Source organism: Bradyrhizobium sp. LB11.1 (genome assembly GCF_040549385.1).
GTDB lineage: Bacteria > Pseudomonadota > Alphaproteobacteria > Rhizobiales > Xanthobacteraceae > Bradyrhizobium.
Genome location: NZ_JBEPTH010000004.1, coordinates 440,665 through 460,980 on the forward strand (window position 1 = coordinate 440,665; position 20,316 = coordinate 460,980).

General features: G+C 65.1%; 20 protein-coding genes. 6 read left to right on the top strand and 14 right to left on the bottom strand.

Translation table 11 applies throughout. The annotated features are described in order from the left end of the window. Positions 1-7 precede the first annotated feature (7 nt). Together ABIA96_RS13430 and ABIA96_RS13435 are read right to left on the bottom strand one after the other, a co-directional pair. On the bottom strand, positions 8-1,081 hold the full coding sequence (locus ABIA96_RS13430; RefSeq protein WP_354137521.1) for a tartrate dehydrogenase: 1,074 nt from the start codon (positions 1,079-1,081) through the stop codon (positions 8-10). Between the two features lie 21 nt (positions 1,082-1,102). Continuing rightward, positions 1,103-2,401 (bottom strand): MFS transporter, encoded by a 1,299-nt coding sequence (locus ABIA96_RS13435; RefSeq protein ID WP_354137522.1) that lies wholly within the window; start codon positions 2,399-2,401, stop codon positions 1,103-1,105. 135 nt (positions 2,402-2,536) lie between these two features. Here ABIA96_RS13435 and ABIA96_RS13440 point away from each other — a divergent pair, with 135 nt between their 5' ends. Both ABIA96_RS13440 and ABIA96_RS13445 read left to right on the top strand, forming a co-directional pair. Further along, positions 2,537-3,454 (top strand): LysR family transcriptional regulator, encoded by a 918-nt coding sequence (locus ABIA96_RS13440; RefSeq protein ID WP_354137523.1) that lies wholly within the window; start codon positions 2,537-2,539, stop codon positions 3,452-3,454. A 38-nt stretch (positions 3,455-3,492) separates the two neighbouring features. Then, the gene (locus tag ABIA96_RS13445; RefSeq protein ID WP_354137524.1) at positions 3,493-4,317 is read left to right on the top strand and encodes an aspartate dehydrogenase; all 825 of its coding nucleotides are present in this window, start codon (positions 3,493-3,495) and stop codon (positions 4,315-4,317) included. 62 nt (positions 4,318-4,379) lie between these two features. On the opposite strand, the gene ABIA96_RS13450 is transcribed toward ABIA96_RS13445, so the two are convergent. The 8 genes from ABIA96_RS13450 to ABIA96_RS13485 form a co-directional block, all read right to left on the bottom strand. Next, positions 4,380-5,684 (bottom strand): PQQ-dependent sugar dehydrogenase, encoded by a 1,305-nt coding sequence (locus tag ABIA96_RS13450; RefSeq protein WP_354137525.1) that lies wholly within the window; start codon positions 5,682-5,684, stop codon positions 4,380-4,382. A 258-nt stretch (positions 5,685-5,942) separates the two neighbouring features. Then, on the bottom strand, positions 5,943-6,569 hold the full coding sequence (locus ABIA96_RS13455) for a methyltransferase family protein (protein ID WP_354137526.1): 627 nt from the start codon (positions 6,567-6,569) through the stop codon (positions 5,943-5,945). 30 nt (positions 6,570-6,599) lie between these two features. Beyond that, positions 6,600-7,631: an NAD-dependent epimerase/dehydratase family protein gene (locus ABIA96_RS13460; protein ID WP_354137527.1), complete on the bottom strand. Its 1,032-nt coding sequence runs from the start codon at positions 7,629-7,631 to the stop codon at positions 6,600-6,602. A 32-nt stretch (positions 7,632-7,663) separates the two neighbouring features. Then, on the bottom strand, positions 7,664-8,182 hold the full coding sequence (locus tag ABIA96_RS13465; RefSeq protein WP_354137528.1) for an Mpo1 family 2-hydroxy fatty acid dioxygenase: 519 nt from the start codon (positions 8,180-8,182) through the stop codon (positions 7,664-7,666). 172 nt (positions 8,183-8,354) lie between these two features. Further along, positions 8,355-9,023, bottom strand: a complete 669-nt coding sequence (locus tag ABIA96_RS13470; RefSeq protein ID WP_354137682.1) for an OmpA family protein — start codon at positions 9,021-9,023, stop codon at positions 8,355-8,357. Beyond that, positions 9,023-9,439 (bottom strand): hypothetical protein, encoded by a 417-nt coding sequence (locus ABIA96_RS13475; protein WP_354137529.1) that lies wholly within the window; start codon positions 9,437-9,439, stop codon positions 9,023-9,025. The genes ABIA96_RS13470 and ABIA96_RS13475 overlap by 1 nt, the downstream gene beginning before the upstream one ends. Before the next feature lie 88 nt (positions 9,440-9,527). Further along, positions 9,528-9,818 (bottom strand): type II toxin-antitoxin system HicB family antitoxin, encoded by a 291-nt coding sequence (locus ABIA96_RS13480; RefSeq protein WP_354137530.1) that lies wholly within the window; start codon positions 9,816-9,818, stop codon positions 9,528-9,530. A gap of 7 nt (positions 9,819-9,825) precedes the next feature. Next, positions 9,826-12,420 carry an ATP-dependent helicase gene (locus tag ABIA96_RS13485; protein WP_354137531.1) on the bottom strand — a complete coding sequence of 865 codons (2,595 nt, stop codon included), beginning with the start codon at positions 12,418-12,420 and terminating at the stop codon, positions 9,826-9,828. A gap of 241 nt (positions 12,421-12,661) precedes the next feature. Here ABIA96_RS13485 and ABIA96_RS13490 point away from each other — a divergent pair, with 241 nt between their 5' ends. After that, positions 12,662-12,832: a DUF1328 domain-containing protein gene (locus tag ABIA96_RS13490; protein ID WP_148775805.1), complete on the top strand. Its 171-nt coding sequence runs from the start codon at positions 12,662-12,664 to the stop codon at positions 12,830-12,832. Here ABIA96_RS13490 and ABIA96_RS13495 read toward each other — a convergent pair. After that, positions 12,829-13,341 carry a thioesterase family protein gene (locus ABIA96_RS13495; protein ID WP_354137532.1) on the bottom strand — a complete coding sequence of 171 codons (513 nt, stop codon included), beginning with the start codon at positions 13,339-13,341 and terminating at the stop codon, positions 12,829-12,831. The genes ABIA96_RS13490 and ABIA96_RS13495 overlap by 4 nt on opposite strands. An 87-nt stretch (positions 13,342-13,428) precedes the next feature. Between ABIA96_RS13495 and ABIA96_RS13500 the strand changes: the two genes are divergently transcribed. Then, positions 13,429-14,853, top strand: a complete 1,425-nt coding sequence (locus tag ABIA96_RS13500) for an FAD-binding oxidoreductase (protein WP_354137533.1) — start codon at positions 13,429-13,431, stop codon at positions 14,851-14,853. A 52-nt stretch (positions 14,854-14,905) separates the two neighbouring features. After that, positions 14,906-15,268: a hypothetical protein gene (locus ABIA96_RS13505; protein WP_354137534.1), complete on the top strand. Its 363-nt coding sequence runs from the start codon at positions 14,906-14,908 to the stop codon at positions 15,266-15,268. A gap of 6 nt (positions 15,269-15,274) precedes the next feature. On the opposite strand, the gene ABIA96_RS13510 is transcribed toward ABIA96_RS13505, so the two are convergent. The 3 genes from ABIA96_RS13510 to ABIA96_RS13520 form a co-directional block, all read right to left on the bottom strand. Beyond that, positions 15,275-16,942, bottom strand: coding sequence for a SulP family inorganic anion transporter (locus ABIA96_RS13510; RefSeq protein WP_354137535.1), 1,668 nt, complete (start codon positions 16,940-16,942; stop codon positions 15,275-15,277). Between the two features lie 286 nt (positions 16,943-17,228). Next, positions 17,229-18,707, bottom strand: coding sequence for a caspase family protein (locus ABIA96_RS13515; RefSeq protein ID WP_354137536.1), 1,479 nt, complete (start codon positions 18,705-18,707; stop codon positions 17,229-17,231). A 146-nt stretch (positions 18,708-18,853) separates the two neighbouring features. Continuing rightward, positions 18,854-19,774 carry a LysR family transcriptional regulator gene (locus tag ABIA96_RS13520; RefSeq protein ID WP_354137537.1) on the bottom strand — a complete coding sequence of 307 codons (921 nt, stop codon included), beginning with the start codon at positions 19,772-19,774 and terminating at the stop codon, positions 18,854-18,856. Between the two features lie 95 nt (positions 19,775-19,869). Between ABIA96_RS13520 and ABIA96_RS13525 the strand changes: the two genes are divergently transcribed. Beyond that, positions 19,870-20,313 carry a DoxX family protein gene (locus tag ABIA96_RS13525; RefSeq protein ID WP_354137538.1) on the top strand — a complete coding sequence of 148 codons (444 nt, stop codon included), beginning with the start codon at positions 19,870-19,872 and terminating at the stop codon, positions 20,311-20,313. Positions 20,314-20,316 lie beyond the last annotated feature (3 nt).

Sequence of the window (20,316 nt, forward strand, 5' to 3'; positions counted from 1 at the left end):
GTTTCTCTCAGACGTTCGAGCCGTGAATCGCGTCGATCACGGCATCCGTCACTTCCTTCGTCGTCGCCTTGCCGCCGACATCTGGTGTTAGCACCCCGGCGGCGCAGACCTGTTCAACGGCCTTCATCAGCCGTGCGGCGGCGTCCTTCTCGCCGAGATGCTCGAGCATCTGCGCGCCGGTCCAGAACGTCGCGACAGGGTTGGCGATACCTTTGCCAGTGATGTCAAAGGCCGAGCCGTGGATCGGCTCGAACATCGAGGGGAAGCGGCGCTGCGGATCGATGTTGCCGGTCGGCGCCACGCCGAGGCTCCCCGCCAGCGCGCCGGCGAGGTCCGAGAGAATGTCGGCGTGGAGGTTGGTCGCCACGATGGTGTCAAGGCTCTTCGGGTGCAGCGTCATGCGCACCGTCATGGCATCGACCAGCATCTTGTCCCAGGTGACGTCGGGGAATTCGCCGGCGACTTCGGCTGCGATCTCGTCCCACATCACCATGCCATGGCGTTGCGCGTTCGACTTGGTCACCACGGTCAGGAACCTGCGCGGGCGCGATTGCGCGAGCTGGAACGCATAGCGCATGATCCGGGTGACGCCGACGCGGGTGAAGACCGCCACTTCCGTGCCGACCTCTTCCGGCAGACCCCTATGCGCGCGCCCGCCCATACCGGCATATTCGCCTTCCGAGTTCTCGCGCACGATCACCCAGTCGAGATCGCCGATCCCGACATTGCGCAGCGGCGAGGCGACGCCGGGCAAAATCTTGGTCGGCCGCACATTGGCGTATTGGTCGAAGCCCTGGCAGATCGGCAGGCGCAGGCCCCACAGCGTGATGTGGTCGGGCACGTCGGGCGCGCCGACCGCGCCGAAATAGATGGCGTCGAATTTCTTTAGCTCAGCGAGACCATCGTCCGGCATCATCACGCCGTGCTTCTTGTAATAGTCCGAGCCCCAGTCGAAGGTTTTGACGTTGAAGGCGATGTCGCCGCTGCGCTTGGCCAGCGCCTCCAACACGCGGACACCAGCCGAGATCACCTCGGGGCCGATACCGTCGGCGGGAATGGCTGCGATCGAATGGGTGCGCATGAGAAAGCTCCGTATGGGATATCAGTGGGATTGCGGGACGGGTTCGACGGGCGCGGTCGGCGCGCGCGACAATAGCAGGGTCAGGACCGCGGAGAGAACGAGCAGGCCGGCGACGAAATAAAGCCCGCCGACAAAACTGCCGGTCTGGTCCTTGATCCAGCCGATCATGGCGGGACCGACGAAACCGCCGAGATTGCCGATCGAGTTGATGGTGGCGATGCCGGCGGCGGCCGCGGGGCCGGACAGGAACAGCGTCGGCATACTCCAGAGCGGCGGCTTTGCGGAGGAGATACCGATATTGACGAGCGTCAGCGCTACGAGAACTGCGACAACGCCGGATGCAAGGCCTGCATAGGCAAGGCCCACGGCGGCGATCAGGCAGGGCCACACGACGTGCCAGGTGCGCTCGCCGGTGCGGTCCGAATGGCGCGCCCACAGCACCATGGCGACGACGGCAGCCGTTGCCGGCAGCGCATTGAGGAAGCCCACCTGGAGCGTGGACAGGCCGAACTGCTTGATGATCTGCGGCGCCCAGACGCCGAGCGTGTAGAGGCCGGCCGAGGTGCCGAAATAGATCAGCGACAGGGCCAGCACGCGCGGATCGGCGAGCCCGCGCCAGATGCTGTGGGTCGCGGTCGCGGCCTTGCTGGTGGTCTCCACGTTCATGGTTTCGACCAGCCAGCGGCGCTCGTCCTCCGCAAGCCATTTCGCCTTCTCCGGCCGATCGGTCAGGAACGCCAGCACGACGAAGCCGAGCAGCACGGCCGGCAGCGCCTCCAGCACGAACAGCCATTGCCAGCCCTTGAAGCCGAACAGTCCGTCCATCTCCAGCAGCGCACCGGACACCGGCGAGCCCAGCACGGTCGAGAGCGGTGCCGCGGCCATGAACAATGCGGTCACCGCGGCGCGCTGGCGCGTCGGGAACCAGTAGGAGAGATAGAGGATGATGCCGGGAAAGAAGCCGGCCTCGGCAACGCCGAGCAGGAAGCGCAGGATGTAGAAGCTGGTCGCGCCCTGCACGAAGACCATCGCCGCCGAGACCAGGCCCCAGGTGATCATCACCCGCGCAATCCAGATCCGCGCGCCGACCTTGTGCAGGATGATGTTGGAGGGCACTTCGAACAGAAAGTAGCCCCAGAAGAAGATGCCGGCGCCAAAACCGTAGACGGTCGGGGACAGGCCGATGTCCTTGTTCATCGTCAGCGAGGCGAAGCCGATATTGACGCGGTCGATGAAGGCCACGAAGTAGAGCAGCATGATGAAGGGAACGATGCGCCAAGTGATCTTGCGCAGCACGCGCGTCTGAACCTCGCTCGCCACCCTGGCCTCCCTCAAGTTCCGGTTTTGGTTCTGTGGCGGCGAGCCTAGGCGGGGGCGGGAGGTGGACTCAATTGCCGCTGGTTTATACAAAAAAATGATATAATCCTCCGCAGAGGCGAGACGAGAGGAGCCGGGATGGAATTGCATCAGCTGCGATGTTTCGTGGCGGCGGCCGAGCAGCTGCATTTCGGCCGCGCCGCGCAGCATCTTCAGATGCTGCCGTCCGCGCTCGGCCGCCAGATCAGGCTGCTGGAAGAGGATCTGGGAACGCGCCTGTTCGCGCGCACGACCCGCGCCGTTTCGCTTACCGAGGACGGCACGACGTTGCTGCGCGATGCCCGCGCCATCCTGGCCCGGGTCGAGGCCGTCGAGAGCAACTTGCGCAACCGCTCGCGCGCAGGGGCCGCGCGGCGTTTGCGGGTCGGTGCCATCGACAGCGCCGCGGCAGGGCTGCTGCCGTTGCTGTTGCGTGACTTCCGCGCCGGACACCCCGAGGTCGCGGTGCAACTGCTGGAGGACAAGACCGTCCGGCTGTTGCCGAAGGTTCTGACCGGTGCGCTCGATCTCGCCTTCGTCCGTCCGCCCGACCGGCCGGACAAGCGTCTGGAATTCCGCCTGCTGCTTCAGGAGACCGCGATCGTGGCCTTTCCACAACGCCACGCGCTCGCCGCGCGCAAGTCGATCACGCTGGCTGACATCGCCGACGAGCCGATGCTGGTGCCGGACCGCCGCTCTCGGCCGCACAGCCACGACCTCACCATCAAACTGTTCGATCAGGCCGGATTGACGCCGCGCATCGTGCAGGTCGCCGACGAGAAGCAGACGATCATCCATCTGGTCGCAACGAAGCTCGGAGTCGCGATCGTGCCGCGCTGGACCACACGGATGGCGGTCTCCGGCGTGCGGTTCGTGCCGCTCCGGCCGAAGCAGAGCGGCCCTGTCGGCCGGCTGCCGTTGGCGGCGGCTTGGCTGCGCGGCTCGCGCGATCCCGCCCGCGATGCGATGTTGGCGGTGCTCGAGGCGCGCCTGCGCAGCTATGCGCGGGAGGCGTGAGGCGCTATGACTTGGGCTTGGCGAGAAGGTGGGTTGCGATGAGGGAACAGAAAGCTTCGAACGAGTTGCGGGTGGCCATCGCGGGCCTGGGTTCGATCGGCAGCAAGATCGCGACCGCGCTCGATCAGGGTATCGAGGGACTGACGTTGTCGGCCGTCGCCGTGCGCGATCCCGCGAAACACCGGAGCTTCCTGAGCAGCCTGCGCTGCCCTCCGAAAGTTTTACCGATCGACCAGCTCGGCGACGCCGCCGACATCGTGGTCGAGTGCGCCCCGAGCAGCCAGTTGCGCGCGATCGTCGAGCCTGCGGTGCGGCGCGGCAAGTCCGCGGTCGTGGTCAGCGTTGGCGGCTTGCTCGACAATTACGATCTGATCGATCTCGCGCGCGCAAATGGCGGTCGAATCCTCGTCCCGACCGGCGCGCTGATCGGGCTTGACGCGGTCAATGCCGCTGCGGTCGGCACCATTCATTCGGTGAAGATGGTCACGCGCAAGCCGATCGATGGCTTGAAGGGCGCGCCGTTTATCGTTCAGAACGACATCGACATCGACAATCTGCGCGAGCCGCTAAAACTGTTCGAGGGCAGCGCGCGCGACGCGGCGAAGGGCTTTCCGGCCAACGTCAATGTCGCCGTTGCGCTGTCGCTGGCGGGCATCGGGCCCGATCGCACCCAAATGCAGGTTTGGGCCGACCCTACTGTGACGCGCAATGTTCACCGCATCGAGGTCGAGGCGGATTCTGCGCGCTTCTCGATGGGCATCGAGAACATCCCGTCCGAGAATCCCAAGACCGGGATGATCACCGCGCTGTCCGTGATCGCGCTGCTGCGCAAGCAGCGCGCCACGTTGTGTGTGGGGACTTAGAGCATGATCCGGAAAAGTGTGAAGCGGTTTTCCGAAAAGATCATGCTCAAAGAATAAAGCCCTTACGCGCCCGTCACGCGCCAGATCACGTTGCCGACGTCGTCGGCCATCAGCAGCGACCTCTTGTCGGGGCCGATCACGACGCCAACCGGGCGGCCGTAGGATTCCTTCTCGTCCGGCGCGAGGAAGCCCGACAGGACGTCGCGCACGGGACCGGAGGGTTTTCCGTTCTCGAACGGGATGAATACCAGTTTGTAGCCGGACAGCGTGCTGCGATTCCACGAGCCGTGCTGGCCGATCACCATGCCGTCGGGGAAGCCCGGCAGCGTGCCGGCGGGCATCCAGCACAGGCCGAGCGAGGCGGTGTGGCCGCCGAGCGCATAGTCGGGCGTGAGCGCCTTGGCGACCATCGCTGCATCCTGCGGCACGCGGTCGTCCACAGTCTTGCCCCAGTAGCAATAGGGCCAGCCGTAGAAGCCACCGTCGCGCACCGAGGTGAGATAGTCCGGCGGCGTCTCGTCGCCGAGGCCGTCGCGTTCGTTGACGACGGTCCAGAGCACGTTCGTGGTCGGCTCCCAGGCAAGGCCGACGGGATTGCGAAGGCCAGCGCCGAAGATACGGTGCGTGCCGGCGGCGAGATCGAGCTCGTAGACCGCGGCGCGGCCTTCCTCGACCTCCATGCCCATTTCGGCGATGTTGCTGAGTGAACCGACGCCGGCATAGAGCTTCTTGCCGTCGGGGCTTGCGAGCAGGCTGCGCGTCCAGTGGCCGCTCGGCTTGAAAGTGGTGAGCCGCTTGCCCGGCGCGGTGATGCTGTCGGCATTGGCGACGTAAGGAAAAGCCATCACGCCGTCGGTGTTGCCGACATAGAAGGTGTCGCCGATCAGCGCCATGCCGAACGGCTGGCTGAGATTCTCCATGAAGGCGCCGCGGACTTCGGCGACGCCGTCACCGTCCCTGTCGCGCAAAAGCGTGATGCGGTTGGCGGACACGCCAAGCGCCGCTGCGCGCCGCATCGTGGCCTGCATCGCGTAGTGAAACACGCTTCTCGGCGTGCCCGCGATCTGCGTCGCTTCCGCGATCAGCACGTCGCCATTCGGCAGCACCTCGATCCAGCGTGGATGATCCAGCCCGGTCGCGAACGCATTGACCTTGAGCCCGGGTGCGACAGTCGGCTTCTGTCCTTCGCTCCAGCCGCGCGCGGTCGGCATCTTCAATGTCGGCAGCGCGCCTTGCGGCTTCGCTTCGGGAATGGCGGGCGCTTGGCCCCAGGCCGGTGCGGGCGTGGTGCCCGACAGTTTTCGCCATTGCAGCGCGATGCCGCCGACGAGGGCGACAAACTGCGCAAAGATGCTGGAAAAAGTCATGAGAAGCCCCTGTCGAACCTGCGGCACAGTCCGGATCGCACCCAGCCCCGCGCGGGCCAAGACCTAATCTTTGCCTGATCGTCGACCTCTCCAGATCGACGACGGGATGTCGGCGTGCCTTTTTGCGCGCGCATCCAACTGGGTCACGGTCAAAAGGTCAACCGGGGCGGAACTCCGCGGAGGTCTATTCCGGTGGAATGGCTGCTGATCGAATTTGCATGGGGCGACGCAGAGTGTGTGGCGCGCTTGTGTCCGCACTCACCGCGGCGACAAAAACGGGATGATCATCGGGACGCGGCGGCAATAGGCGCCGTAGGCGTCTTCGCCGAGATCCTTCGACAGGAATACCTCTTCCATCCGGCCCTTCTGCCACATGCCGAGCGAGATCAGGATGGCGCCGAGGATTGTCGTCATCAGGCCGATCGCAACGCCGGTGACCAGCATGCCGAAGATCAGCCCGGTGTAGATCGGGTGACGCACGATGCCGTACGGGCCGGTGTCGATGACGCGGTGGTCTTCCTTGTGGGTGATGGTGTTGGACCAGAATTTCCCGAGATGCAGCCGGCCCGACCAGGCAAAGGCGATGCCGGCGACCGAGAGGATCGCGGCGATGGTGATGCCGGTGTTGCCGAGCACCCAGAGCGGCTTCCAGCCCAGGATCTCCGCAATCCACGGCGTGTACAGGATGCCGCCGACCAGGATCGGCAGGCGATAGCGCTGCGACTCCAGCGTCATGACCTGCTTCTTGGTTTGCCCCTGCCAGAACGACGCACCCACCCAGCTTGCGAGAAAGGCGAGCCAGATCAGGGCCAGGAGTTCGGTCGGCCAGGTGGTGGTCCAGCCACCCCAGGCCACGGAGAGAAGCTTGCTGAAATCGAAGGACATGCGGAAAGGTTCTTTGGGTTGGGGAGCAGATCAGCTCGCGCGCGACGACAGCGCGTGATGCTCGATGGCATTGGACGCGGCGTGGCCGCCGCGGGCGAGCAGATGGGTGATGGTCTCGTGCAGCACCGGCTCGATCGGGCGCGGCGCATAGCCGAGCTCGCTACGGGCCTTGCCGATCGAAAGATCGCTCGCGGCGAGCGCGATGCGCACGCCCTCGGCGGTGCCGTTGGGTGGACGGCGTGTGATGTGATCGGAGATCGATTCCAGCATGATGGCGGAGAGCTCGGCGATCTTGCCGGGAACGACGACCGGATAATGCCGCCGTCGGCTCATCGCGGACATCATCCGCAGGATCTGGCCGAGCCTGACGCAATCACCGCCGAGGATGTAGCGCTGGCCGGTGCGGCCGCGCTCCATCGTCAACACCAGGCCCATGGCGACGTCGCGGACGTCGACGAGGTTGACCAGGAAGTCGAGATGCGGCTGCACCTTCTTCTGGAGGAAGTACCACAGCATCGCCGTCGGCGGCGTCAGATTGTGGTCGGCGGCGCCGATCGGCATGGTCGGCGTGCCGATCACGAGCGGGAAGCCAGAGGCTGCGGCCTTGGCAGCGTGGTGCTCGGCGAGCGACTTCGACCGCGTATAGGCGCCAGGCATCGCGTCCGCCGGCTGCAGCGCCTCCTCGGCGGCAACGCCGTTGAGCCCGGTGTAGGGGAACAGGATCGATTCCGTCGAGCAGTGCAGGAAGCGCGAGACGCCGCGCTTCATCGCAGCCGCAAGCACGATTTCGGTGCCGCGGAAATTGACGTCGTGAAAGTCCCGCTTGTTCGCCGCCCACATGCCGGGCAGGCCGGCGAGGTGATAGACCTGATCGACGCCGGAAAGCGCAGCATCGACCGCGGCGCCGTCCAGCACCGAGCCGTGCACATATTCAACGTCCGCGTTCGCTGCGGCCAGCGGCCGGACATCAAGAACACGCACCCGCTGCCCACGGGCGCGGAGCGCTTCGACAAGATGCTGTCCGATGAAACCGCTGCCACCGGTAACCAGTACGAGAGTCATGAAGTAGGTTTTGCTGTTCCGCTTCGAGAAAGCTATCGGGTTGAAAGGGACTTGGTCGGAAGAGGCGCGAGAATCGCGGCAAGGTCGCGACGAAAACCCAGTGCAATGTAAAATTTTGCCATAACGAACATCGGTCCAAGCAGGAAATGCGTGGGGTGGTCGACCATCGACGGCTGCCGCTCCTCGAACACCTTGTGGCCAACGATCTGCGATGCGACGCCGAGCCCGATCAGCACCGCAAAAATCGACCACATCATGGCGGTCGAGACCTGATTGCCGATCGCGGTTGCGACCGAAAGCAGCACGATCATCGACACGAGGATGCCGAGCCCGACCCCGGCGTCCAGCATCAGCCAGTATACCAGGACCGGCAGGGCCAAAATCACTGCCAGGCTGACCTCGACCCCGAACACGGGAAATGCGACCCGTGTCAGCGGCAGCGTCGCGCCGGTGAAGAGCAGGAGAATGCCGACCACATGCATCGCGCAATTCCAGGGATCGCGATGGTATTCAACATAATCGGCCAGTTGGCGTTGAAAATAGTTAGCCATCTTGGTCTCATGCGGCGCGGGGTCGTGGAAGGGTGAAAACAGCCTATAGCACCGGATAGGGCAGTGCACAAACCGGCGCTATTGTCGCGCAGGACCATGCTGTCGCGCTGTGAGACAGGTCACAAAATAGTCAAGACTTCAGCGGGTTCCGCCATGCGCGGAGGCCGCGCGCTCAATGCTTCTTGGGGGGCTTTTTCGCCGCAGGCGCGGGCGCTGCTGCGGGACGCGGAGGCGCATCTTCGGGCACTTTGGCAAAGGTCAGAATTTGCAACTGGCCGTTGACCGCCGAGGTCGGCTTGGCGCGGTCGAGGAACTGCTCTTCACCGAGCCCGATCGGCTGCAGGCGCTTGGTCGAAATCTTGAACGTATTCACCAGCACGTCACGGATCGCGTCGGCCCGGCGCTGGCTCAGGATCGCGTTGGCCTCCCGCGTCTTCTGATTGGACTCGACGTGGCCGACGATCAGGAACGTGTAGGGCAGCAGCGAGGCATGAACCATTGCGTCGGCGATCCGGCCAACGGTTTGGTACGAATCCGGCTGGATGATCGGCGTGTCGGCGTCGAACTGGATCTGGGCGTTGAAGGCGGGCAGCTTGGCCAGATCAGGCGCGATCAGCGGCCGGTTCACCGGACCCGGATCGTTCTTGATCCTGGCCTTGGCGCGCGCCATCACCTGCTGCTTCAGCGCCGGGAGGTCGACCTCGGCCGCTTCCTCGAAATGATTGAGCTTGCCAATGATGTCGTCGCGGGTCGGCGCGGTCTGGGCGCCTGCCGCGCCTGCGAGCAGAGCGAGGCCCAACGCGATGCCGATGCCGGCGGTGATGTGCCGCGTTACGCGCATCATCGATACCCCGCGTCGTCGACGGCCTTCAGGCAGTTGTTGCTGATGCCCTTGGGCGTGGAGATCAGGCAGGGGATCGACTTGCTGGTCTCCTTGGTCGAGCCGCCGCAGACCTTGACGATCTCGCGCTGGCAGGCGTTCGCGACCGTGACCCGGGCGGCGACGCGCTTCAGGATGGCATCGAACGCGGTGAGGTAGTCGCTCTGGCACTGCTGGGAGAGTACGTCGCGGTTGCGGGACAGGCATTCCTTCAGGCGGGTCGAGTCCGGATTGACGCCCCGGCAATTGGCGATGATTTCCGCGCCGCAACTCTTGGCCAGCAGCCCGAGCGAATCGCCAAAGCTCATGGTCTCCGCCGTCGCAAGCGACGGCATCCCCAATGCAAGTACAATCAGTGTGATGGAGCCCCGGACCATGGTTGTATCTGATACGGGGAAGTTCGCGGTGGTCAAGGGCTGATCGCCCCAGACCTGTCGAGAGTCCGGCCAGTGCGGCGAACAGTCCTCACTCCGCGGCGTCTTCGCTGGGCGGCCATTCGATCAGGACGGCCGTGTGGTTCCTGATATCGTCAACAAATTCGGGATCGGCCTCGAGCTCAGCCAATGTCCTCGGCGGGGGAAGTTCGCGGCTGTCCTCGATCAGGTCCTGCGCATAGAGCGCGATTGCCTCGGGTGCATTCTCCAGGGCTTCGTCGACGTCGTCGCCGCCGGAAATGCAGCCGGGTAGGTCTGGATACCACACGCCAACGGCCTCGTCGTGGCCACTGTCTTCGATGATGGCGACGTAGTGAGGCATACCGGCCTCACGCCTTTTGCACGAAGCTGTCCACGACCTTCTTTTCGCCGGCCTTGTCGAAATGGATCGTGAGCTTGTTGCCGTCGATCTTGGTGACGTGGCCGTAACCGAATTTCTGGTGGAAGACGCGGTCGGAGAGCGAAAATTCGGACGCCGTGCCGGTCGATTTGGCGACCAGCTCGCCTTCGATCGTCATCGGTCCGCGGCGGCGTGAGGAGAAGCTGCCGAAATCGGGGCCGGATGACGAAGAGGACGAGAACGACGAGGCCTGTTCCTCGAAGCCACCTCCGCCATTACGTCCTCCGCCTCGGTTGCGGTTGGCCTGGGCGCGCTGCCAGCCCGGCGTCGAATAGGTGGAGCCGAACGCCTCCATGTCGTCGAAGCGCGAGGCGCCGTAGCCGCCGGTGCCACCCCAGGCCGAGCCGCCCTTGGATTCCGTGATCTCGACATTGGCCGCCGGCAATTCGTCGAGGAAGCGCGACGGGATCGTGGTCGACCAGGTGCCATGGATCCGGCGGTTGGTCGCGAAATAGATTTTCGCACGCCGCCTCGCGCGCGTGAGGCCGACATGGCCGAGCCGGCGCTCTTCTTCGAGGCCGGCGCGGCCCTGTTCGTCGAGCGTGCGCTGGCTCGGGAACAGGCCTTCCTCCCAGCCGGGCAGGAACACGTTGTCGAATTCGAGCCCCTTGGCCGAATGCAGCGTCATCAGCGACACCGCGTCCTCATCGGCCCCGCTGTCGCGGTCCATCACCAGCGAGATGTGCTCGAGGAATCCTTGCAGGTTCTCGAACTCCTCCATCGAGCGCACCAGTTCTTTCAGGTTCTCCAGTCGGCCCGCGGCGTCGGCCGAACGGTCCTTCTGCCACATCTCGGTGTAGCCGCTCTCGTCGAGCACGATCTGGGCGAGATCCGTGTGTGCGGTGACCTCGCGCTGGGCGCGCCAGCGGTCGAACTGGGCGACGACCTCGCGAAGCGAGCCGCGCGCCTTCGGTTTCAGCTCGTCGGTCTCGACCACCGCGCGCGCCGCCTCGAACAGGGGAATGCGGCGCTTGCGGGCATGGTCGTGCAGCATTTGCACCGTGGCATCGCCAAGTCCGCGCTTCGGCGTGTTGACGATGCGCTCGAAGGCGAGGTCGTCGGCCGGCGAATTGATGACGCGCAGATAAGCCAGCGCGTCGCGGATTTCGGCACGCTCGTAGAAGCGCGGGCCGCCGATCACGCGATAGGGCAGGCCGAGCGTGACAAAACGGTCTTCGAACTCGCGCATCTGGTAGGACGCGCGCACCAGAATGGCGATCTCGTTGAGCTTGTCGCCCTGGCGCTGGATCTGCTCGATCTCCTCGCCGATGCCGCGGGCTTCCTCTTCCGAATCCCAGGAGCCGGTGACGGTGACCTTCTCGCCGTCATGATCTTCCGTGCGCAGCGTCTTGCCGAGCCGGCCTTCGTTATGTGCGATCAGATGCGAGGCAGCGGCGAGGATGTGGCCGGTCGAGCGGTAGTTGCGCTCGAGGCGTATGACCTTGGCGCCGGGAAAATCGTGGTCGAAGCGCAGGATGTTGTCGACCTCGGCGCCGCGCCAGCCATAGATCGACTGGTCGTCGTCGCCGACGCAGCAGATGTTTTTGGTGGGGCCTGCGGAAGCAGCTGCCAACGCCGCGCGTTCCGTCATTCTGGGGCGATGCGTACCATCGAGCTCCGAATCTGGATCGTGGGACGCGCCGCTGGATCCGGGGCTCTCTTCGGCGGACTCCGGAATGACTGCGGGTGTAGTTGGTTTGGACGGCGCCTGCGACAGCAGCCGCAGCCACAGATACTGCGCGACGTTGGTGTCCTGATATTCGTCGACCAGGATGAATTTGAAGCGCTGCTGATATTGCCGCAGGATATCCGGGTGCTCGCGGAAGATACGGATGTCTTCGAGCAGCAGATCGCCGAAATCGGCGGCGTTCAGGATCTTCAGCCGCTCCTGGTAGCTCGCATAGAGCTTGCCGCCCTTGCCGTTGGCGAAGACGGCGCCTTCGCCTGATGGCACCTGCGACGGTGTCAAGCCACGGTTCTTCCAGCCGTCGATCAGGCCGGCCAGCATGCGCGCCGGCCAACGCTTCTCGTCGATGTTCTCGGCTTGCAGGAGCTGCTTGAGCAGCCGCACCTGGTCGTCGACGTCGAGCACGGTGAAATTCGACTTGAGCTGCGCCAGCTCGGCATGGGTGCGCAGGATGCGGCCGCCGATGGAGTGGAAGGTGCCGAGCCACGGCATGCCTTCCACGGCGTGGCCAAGCATCTGGCCGAGCCGGTGCTTCATCTCGCGCGCGGCCTTGTTGGTGAAGGTCACCGACAGGATCTCGGCGGGACGGGCGCGGCCCTGGCTCAGGATATGGGCGATGCGGGTGGTGAGCACGCGCGTCTTGCCGGTGCCGGCGCCGGCCAGCACCAGAACGGGGCCGTCCAGCGTCTCCACCGCCTCGCGCTGCTCGGGATTGAGCCCGGTCAGATATTTCGGACCCACGGAGGCGCGCGCACGCGCGGCGATGCCGCCGGCCGCGGGCTGGTGGTCGGGGACATTCTGGGACGTGATCTTGCTCGGCTCGGTCATGCGAATCATTGGCCCCACGATGGCACCGCGGGGTGGCGGAAGGGAGCCTTCATAACAGGGATTGGTCCCTATATGGGGCGGCCGGGTGGGGTTTTCCACGTGCGCGGCAGGCCGATTTTGTTCCTCGCGCCCGAGCGAATTTCCGGCTCCAGCGGGCCGGAACCAATGTTCCGCGATGGCGATTATTTCTGCAAGTGAGGCGCCTCAGCCGCGCCGATCGCAGACAGACATCAAAACAGAGGTTAAGGCCATGCTGAGCTGGGTTGTGACGTTTCTGGTTATCGCACTGATCGCCGCTATTCTGGGCTTTGGCGGCCTCGCCGGCGCATCGATCGAAATCGCCAAGATCATCTTCTTCGTCGCGATTGTGCTGTTCCTGGTCTCGGCCGTGGTCGGCCTGGCCCGTGGGCGAAGGATCTAGCGCGACCGCTTCGAGGGCATCGCCACGTTACGGCCGATGCCCTCGGGCCGCGACACGCGGCTGTGAGCCCCGATGACGGCCGCGATGCGCTCGCTTATGTCAGGCGGAAAGGCGGCTACCTTCCGCGAACCCATGTCGATGTGCAGCGACATGTTCTCGGAAGTGGCCGACAGCCAGCCCTCGGTCGCGTGCCGCAGCTCCTGGAAGGTGTGCAGGCGCTTGTCATCGGCTTCCAGCAGCCAGACCGAGACCTGCACGGGATCACCAAGGTGGATCTCGCGCAAATAGCGCACGTGGCATTCGGCGGTGAAAGTCGAGCCGTTGCGCTCCTTCATGTAACCCGGCCCGATCCCGAGCGTCAGCCACATCTGGTCGATCGCCCGGTCGAACATCACGTTGTAATAGGCCATGTTGAGATGGCCGTTATAGTCGATCCACTGCGGCTCGATCTGCATGATCGCGCTGCGGAACGGTTCGGCGTTGGGCGCTGAAGCGGCGGTCTCCGGCATGTTTCATTCCCTGGTTATGCGTCCGGTCGCTTGACTTGACCGGTGAGATGTCCTTTGCCACGGTTTCGACTGTCGGGAGGACTATCCGTGGGTACAACTATCACCAATAATCCGCCGCGGCCCGAGCCGAAAGCCCTCGCGAGCGCGCTGGAGCAACTGGCCGCACGCTTCGGCAACCGCCTCATCACCTCGCAGGCCGTGCGCGAGCAGCACGGCCATACCACGACATGGATCGTCAACCAGCCGCCTGATGGTGTGGTGATGGCGCAGGAGACTGCCGACATCCAGGACGTGGTGCGCATCTGCGCCAAGAACGGCGTGCCCGTCATTGCCTTCGGCACCGGCACCTCGCTCGAGGGCCAGGTCAACGCGCCCGCCGGCGGCATCTCGATCGATTTGCGCGACATGAACCAGGTGCTCGCGGTGCACGCCGAGGACCTCGACTGCGTGATCCAGCCCGGCGTCACCCGCAAGGCGCTCAACGAGCATCTGCGCGACCAGGGCCTGTTCTTCCCGATCGATCCCGGCGCGGACGCCTCGCTCGGCGGCATGGCCTCGACGCGTGCTTCCGGCACCAACGCGGTGCGCTACGGCACTATGCGCGACAGCGTGCTGGCGCTGAAAGTCGTGCGCGGCGACGGTGAGATCATCACCACCGGCACGCGCGCGAAAAAATCATCCGCCGGCTACGACCTGACGCATCTGTTCGTCGGCGCCGAAGGCACGCTCGGCATCATCTCCGAGCTGACCATTCGGCTCCGCGGCATTCCCGAGACGATTGCGGCCGGCGCGGTGTCGTTCGAGACCGTGCACGGGGCGTGTCAGGCGGTGATCCTGGCGATCCAGACCGGCATTCCGGTGGCGCGCATCGAGCTGCTCAATGCTGCGCAGGTGAAGGCCTGCAATGCCTATTCGAAGCTGACGCTGCCGGAGACGCCGCTTCTGCTGATGGAATTCCACGGCAGCGAGATCGAGGTCGATGCGCAGTCGAAGGCGTTCGGCGAGATCGCGAAAGATTGCGGCGGCGGCGATTTCTCCTGGACCACCAAGCCCGAGGATCGCACGAAACTGTGGCAGGCGCGGCACGATGCCTATTGGTCCGTCAAGGCGTTGCGCCCCGGCGACAGCATCGGCGTGGTCGCAACCGACGTCTGCGTGCCGATCTCGCGGCTTGCCGATTGCGTCAGCGAGACCGAGGAAGATCTCAAGCGACTCAATCTGTTGTCGCCGATCGTCGGCCATGTCGGCGACGGCAATTTCCACTGCTCGCTGGTGTGTGACACCAACGATGCGGCCGAGATGGCGCGCGGTGAGGAATTCATGCATCGCCTGGTCGAGCGCGCGCAGGCGATGGACGGAACCTGCACCGGCGAGCACGGCATCGGCCAGGGTAAGCAGAAATATCTCAAGGCGGAACTCGGCCCCGAGGCCATCGATGCGATGCGTGCGCTAAAAAAGGCACTCGATCCGCAAAACATCTTCAACCCCGGCAAGATCGTGCCGGAGGTGTAGCGCGCAGCATTGCCTTTCGTTTATGCTCGCGCCATCACGGCGGAGCGAGGCAATGCAGTGGTTCGCGCGCAAGACGCGAGAAGACATCTGGGACGAAGCGATCGAATGGCCGCTCGGCGATATCCAAGCGGCCGAGCGCATCCGTGCGATCTGTGAAGCTGCGGCCCAGAGCGCCGCAGGCTCCGCCTGTAACGACAAGAGCGAGAGTGCGCGCTATGAGCGCGCCGCAAAGGTCGTAATGGAAATCGCGATGAAGATCTCCGACGGCCTGATGCGCGACGACGCGGTGCATCGGATCGTCAATCTCTGCATGGCCGCGAACGACATCACGACGGCGCAGATCCTGTTCCGCGCGATCCACGCCGGCTGGATCCGCGAAACGGCGCAGCGGGATCACCCGGCGCTGGTGCAGTGAGGCCCGCTATTTCGCCAGCTTGCGCACGGCCTCGTCGACGCTGTGGAAGACGTGCTCCTTGGGCAGGACATCGAACAATCTGAAGCGCTCGAACGCGTCCTGCGCGCGCACCGATTCCAGCCGCGCCAGCGCGACGGTGACACCCTGTTCGCTGCAAGCCTTGAAGACGTCGAGCAGGATCTGCGCAGCGGTGAAGTCGATCTCGACCATCCCGCTCGCCTCCAGCACCAGCAGTTGCGGCGTGGCCGTCGTGAGCACCTTCGTCACGTCGCTGCGAAAGCCGGGCGCGTTGAGGAAGGACAGCGGCGCCTGAAGCCCGATCACGGCAATGCCGGCAAGCCGCTCGCCGGTGATGTGCGGATGCGTCGGCCACCAGATCGTTGTGCCCGGCACGCGCTCGAACTCGACGAGTCTTGCGCGTGTCGTGCTCCAGATGCCGTGCAGCAGCGACAGCACGATGCCGAGGAATGCGCCCTGCTGGATCGGCAGCACGATGATCAGCGCGGCGGTGGCGACGATCAGCAGAAATTCGCTTGGGGATTGGCGATAGATCGTCCTGATCTGCTTCACGCGGATGATGCGCAGCGCCACGAACAGCAGGATGCCGCTGAGTGCCGCGTCAGGCACATGGCGCAACAATCCCGTTCCGAACGCGAGCAACAACAGCACGATCGCTGCAGCCGCAAGCCCTGCAAGCTGCGATTGTCCGCCGGTCTCCGCGACGATGCCCGTGCGTGGCGGGCTGGCGTTGACCGGAAACGCGCCGAACAGGCCTGACAGCACGCTGCCGGCGCCGGCGCCGAGGAAATCGCGATCGACATCGGCGGGCTTGTCGGGATCCGACGGGAAGGATCGCGTGGTAGCGGCGGTCTGCACCATCACGACGATGGTGATCACGAAGGCGAGCGGCACCAGCCGCACCCAGAGCTCCGGCGCAAGCGTGGGGAGGGTCGGCCGCGGTAGCGTGCCCGGCACCACGCCGACGACGTTGACGCCCTTGCTCTCGAGGCCGAGCGCGATCGTGGCCAACGTCGCGGCAACGAGCCCGATCAGCGCGCCGGGGATCTTTGCGCTGACCTTTTCGGAGACGACAACCACGGCCAGTACGCCGAAACCGATGCAGAGCGTTACGGGATTGGTGCGACCGATCTCGCTTGCGAGCACGCCGATGCGATCGAGCGTCGGTCCGCTCGGCGATTCCAGACCCAGCACGCCCGGCAATTGCGAGACGATGATATGGACTGAGATACCGGCGAGGAAGCCGACCATCACCGGCATCGACAAGAGGTTTGCAATGCCGCCGAGCCGAAACGCGCCGCCGGCCAGCATCATCGCGCCGACCATCAGTGCCAGCGCGATCGCGAGCCCCTGATACTCAGGTGTGCCGGCAGCCGCGAGTGCGGCAAGGCCACCTGCAAAGATCGGCGTGATCGTGGAATCGGCGCCGCAGGACAGGAAGCGGTTGCCGCCGAGCAGTGCAAAGCCGAGCGAACCCGCCATGAAGGCGAAGAAGCCGATCTGCGGTGCGAAGCCACCGAGCCGCGCGGTCGCCATCTGCTCGGGGATCGCAATCGCCGCCAGCGTCAGCCCCGCCATGAGATCGCCGGGCAGGGCATAGGACGCGAGCGAGCCAAACAGCGGCCATGCTTTCTTGGCGTGAGTGTCTTGCGGCATCGATATCGGGTCTCCGGAAAGGCTGATGTCGGCCAGTCAGACTACAGCATTTCCGCGTTGGAGGCGGCAGACAGAGCAACTGCTCGACCATCAACAGAAATGTCGGGGGTTGGTCATCCAGGCTTCTTCCTCGTCATTGCGAGGAGCTCGCGACAAAATTGCGGAGCAATTTTGCGCTGATGCGACGAAGCAATCCAGAAATGCATCGGTGGCCGCAGTCTGGATTGCTTCGCTTCGCTCGCAATGACGGAGGACAAACTCGTCCTCCGCGTTATCTGTGGCCGCCTCAGTACCTGCCGCGGTTGTAGTCGCCGCCGCGCCCCAATCCTCCGCCGTGGCCGCCCATGCCCATGCCGAGACCAATCCCGAGACCGATTCCGGCGCCGACGGCTTCGGGCGGCGGGCCGGGGGGAGGCGCGCGCTCGACGACCTCGTCAGGCGGCGGCCGGCGCGGTTTCGGCGGCGCGTCGACGACCTTGCGCCTTGGCGGTGCGTCGTCGACGCGCTTCTTGATCACAGGCGCAACCGTCGGTTTGATCGGCGTTACCGGCGGCGTCGGTGCCGAGCATGGGCAGGTCGGCGCCATCGCGACGGCGACCGGCACCGCGGCGGCCGCAACCGGCAGGGCATAATTGCGGTTCTGCACGCGGAGCAGCAGCCGGCGCGCGGTCGCGGCGAGATCGCTGTTGTCCCAGTTCGCGAGATAGGCCTCGAAGGAGGCGCGGGTGTTGATCGCGACCGCACGGTCCCACGCCAGCATCTGGCGCCGGCGCTCCAGGATCGTGCGCAGCCGCGGCGTATAGGAGGCCTGCGCGTAGAGCTCGATATAGGCCTGATAGGCTTCCACGGTGTCGTCGGCGATCACGAGATCATAGGCGAGCTTGGAGTCCTTGCCCTGCAAATCCTTGCGCCAGTCTGCGACGCTGCGCGTGGCGGCGGCGAGCGCCATCGCGTTTGCGCCCTGAGCTGGAGGCTGTTGGCCGCTGCTGTCGCCGAAGAATTTGAAGTCGGTCGTCAGCGATGAACTTTCCCAGGGGATCTGCCGTCCGTCGGTCGATTGCGCAACCGAAATGCGGATGCGCTTGAACACTTCCTCGATCGGGATGTTCGGTTGCTTGGCGACTGTCAGGGCCGCCGTGGTGTAGGGACTGTCGGCGCCGGAGCCGTCCTCGGCCTCGGAGCCGGGCGAGGTCGAATAAGAAATGAAGGAGCCGGGCGCGCCCGCCTTGGTGTCGACGATGGCCAGCCCGTGGCCGGCACCGCTCAGCGCCGGGAACGGATTGTTGCGGCAGGCATCGAGCATGAAGATGCGCGCCCGCGTCGGCAGCGCGCCGAGCGTGTTGAGCAAATCGTTCAGCCGTACGCCCTGCAGCGGAATGTCGGCCTCGCGCTTGGGATCGAGATCAACAGGCACGAGATAGTTCTCGCCGTCGATCTGCAGACCGTGGCCGGCATAGAACACCAGCGCGACGGTGTCGGCGCCGCTGGCGCTGACCTTGCCGGCGAAATCCGAGATCGCCTGGCGCATATCGTTCTGCGACAGGTTGGGCGCCGCGGTGACGTTGAAGCCGGCATTGCCGAGCAGCTCGGCCATGCCCTTGGCGTCGTTGGCGGCGTTGGGCAGTTCCGGCACCGTGCGATAGGCGGATTGGCCGATCACCAGCGCAAGCCGGGCCTCGGCTGCGGCCTGCGTCGGCGTCATCAACTGGGTGAGTGCAAGCAGGCCGGAGGCAAGGATCAAATTGCAAAGGACTGGACGGCGCATGGCATCACCTGCATCGGCAACGGGCGAGAGGATGTCACCTTTCCTAATCGTCCGCCACGGCTCTGTCTGTGCGCTACCTCACGCATTCGCGTGCGGCATAATGGGGCAGGAAATCTGCCGGAGCTGACGCGCCACGCCGGACGATGTCAGAACAGTCCGCGCTCCCACGGCGGGTCCGGCGCAAAACGCGCGGCGAGGAAATCGATGAAGGCGCGCACCTTCGCCGGCGGCCGGCGATCGGGCAGGTAGACCGCATGCACTGCGGAGGACTGCATCTCCGGTTGGTCGAGCGGAAGCGCGACCAGCGTGCCGGCGCGTAAGTCATCCGCGACAATGAAGGTCGGCTGTCGTGCGAGGCCGAGGCCGGCCAGCGTCGCGGCGCGCAGCGCATCGCCATTGTTGGCGCGCAAGGTGCCGCTGATCTGGATGCGGATTTCGCCGTCTACGCCGAACGGCCATTCCGCGGCGCTGCCCTGCTGCGTCAGCGTATAGCCGAGGCAATTATGCACGGCGAGGTCGGCGACGCTGCGCGGCGTGCCGTGCTTCGCCAGATAGGACGGGGCGGCGCACACCACCAGGCGGTTCGGCGCGAGCTTTCGCGCCACGATGCTGGAGTCGCGCAGCTTGCCGATGCGGATCGCGAGGTCCCAGCCTTCCTCGGCGAGATCAACGAGACGATCGTTGAGGCCGAGTTCGAGCGTGACCTCGGGATGGCGCTCAGAGAAGTCCGCGATGAGGGGCGCGATCTGCCGTGTGCCGAACACGACGGGGACGTTGATCCGCAACAGCCCGCGCGGCTCGGCGCGCTCCCGCGCGACCGCGGCATCTGCCGTCTCCATGTCGGCGAGAATCCGCTCGGAGGATTCCAGATAGAGACGGCCGGGCTCGGTGATCGACAGCCGCCGCGTGGTGCGGTGGAACAGTTTGATGCCGAGCCGCGCCTCCAGCGAGGCCACGTGCTTGGTGACCATGGTCTGCGACAGGCCCATCGTCCGGGCCGCACCGGACAGGCTGCCGTTGGCCGCCACCTTGGCGAAGACTTCCAGGCTGGTTAGCCGGTCGAGCATTTATTTCACTCTATCAGTGTGAGGTATATTTCCAGAATAGCCAATTATCATTCTATTGAGAATAGATCATAGCGTCCCCAACAATGGAGACCGCCATGATCGATTCCCGTACCGCTCCCTACGCCGCGCTGGTGCTGCGCGTGACGCTGGGCGTGCTGTTCCTGGCCCACGCCGGCCTGAAACTGTTCGTTTTCACCCCCGCCGGAACTGCAAAGTTCTTCGGCAGCCTCGGCTTCCCGCCCGAGCTCGCCTACCTCGTGATGGCCGTGGAGGTTCTCAGCGGCATTGCCCTGATCCTCGGCGTCTGGACCCGCTATGCGGCGCTGGCCGGCATCCCCGTCCTGCTCGGCGCGATCTTTACGGTGCATGGCGCAGCCGGCTTCTTCTTCACCAACCCGAAGGGCGGTTGGGAATACCCGGCTTTCTGGGCAATTGCGCTGGTCGCGCAAGCGCTGCTTGGCGATGGCGCGTTCGCACTGCGGCCCTCGCGCGATGTCGAGGCGGCGAATGGACAGCTGAGCGTCGCGCCGTCGCGCTGACGT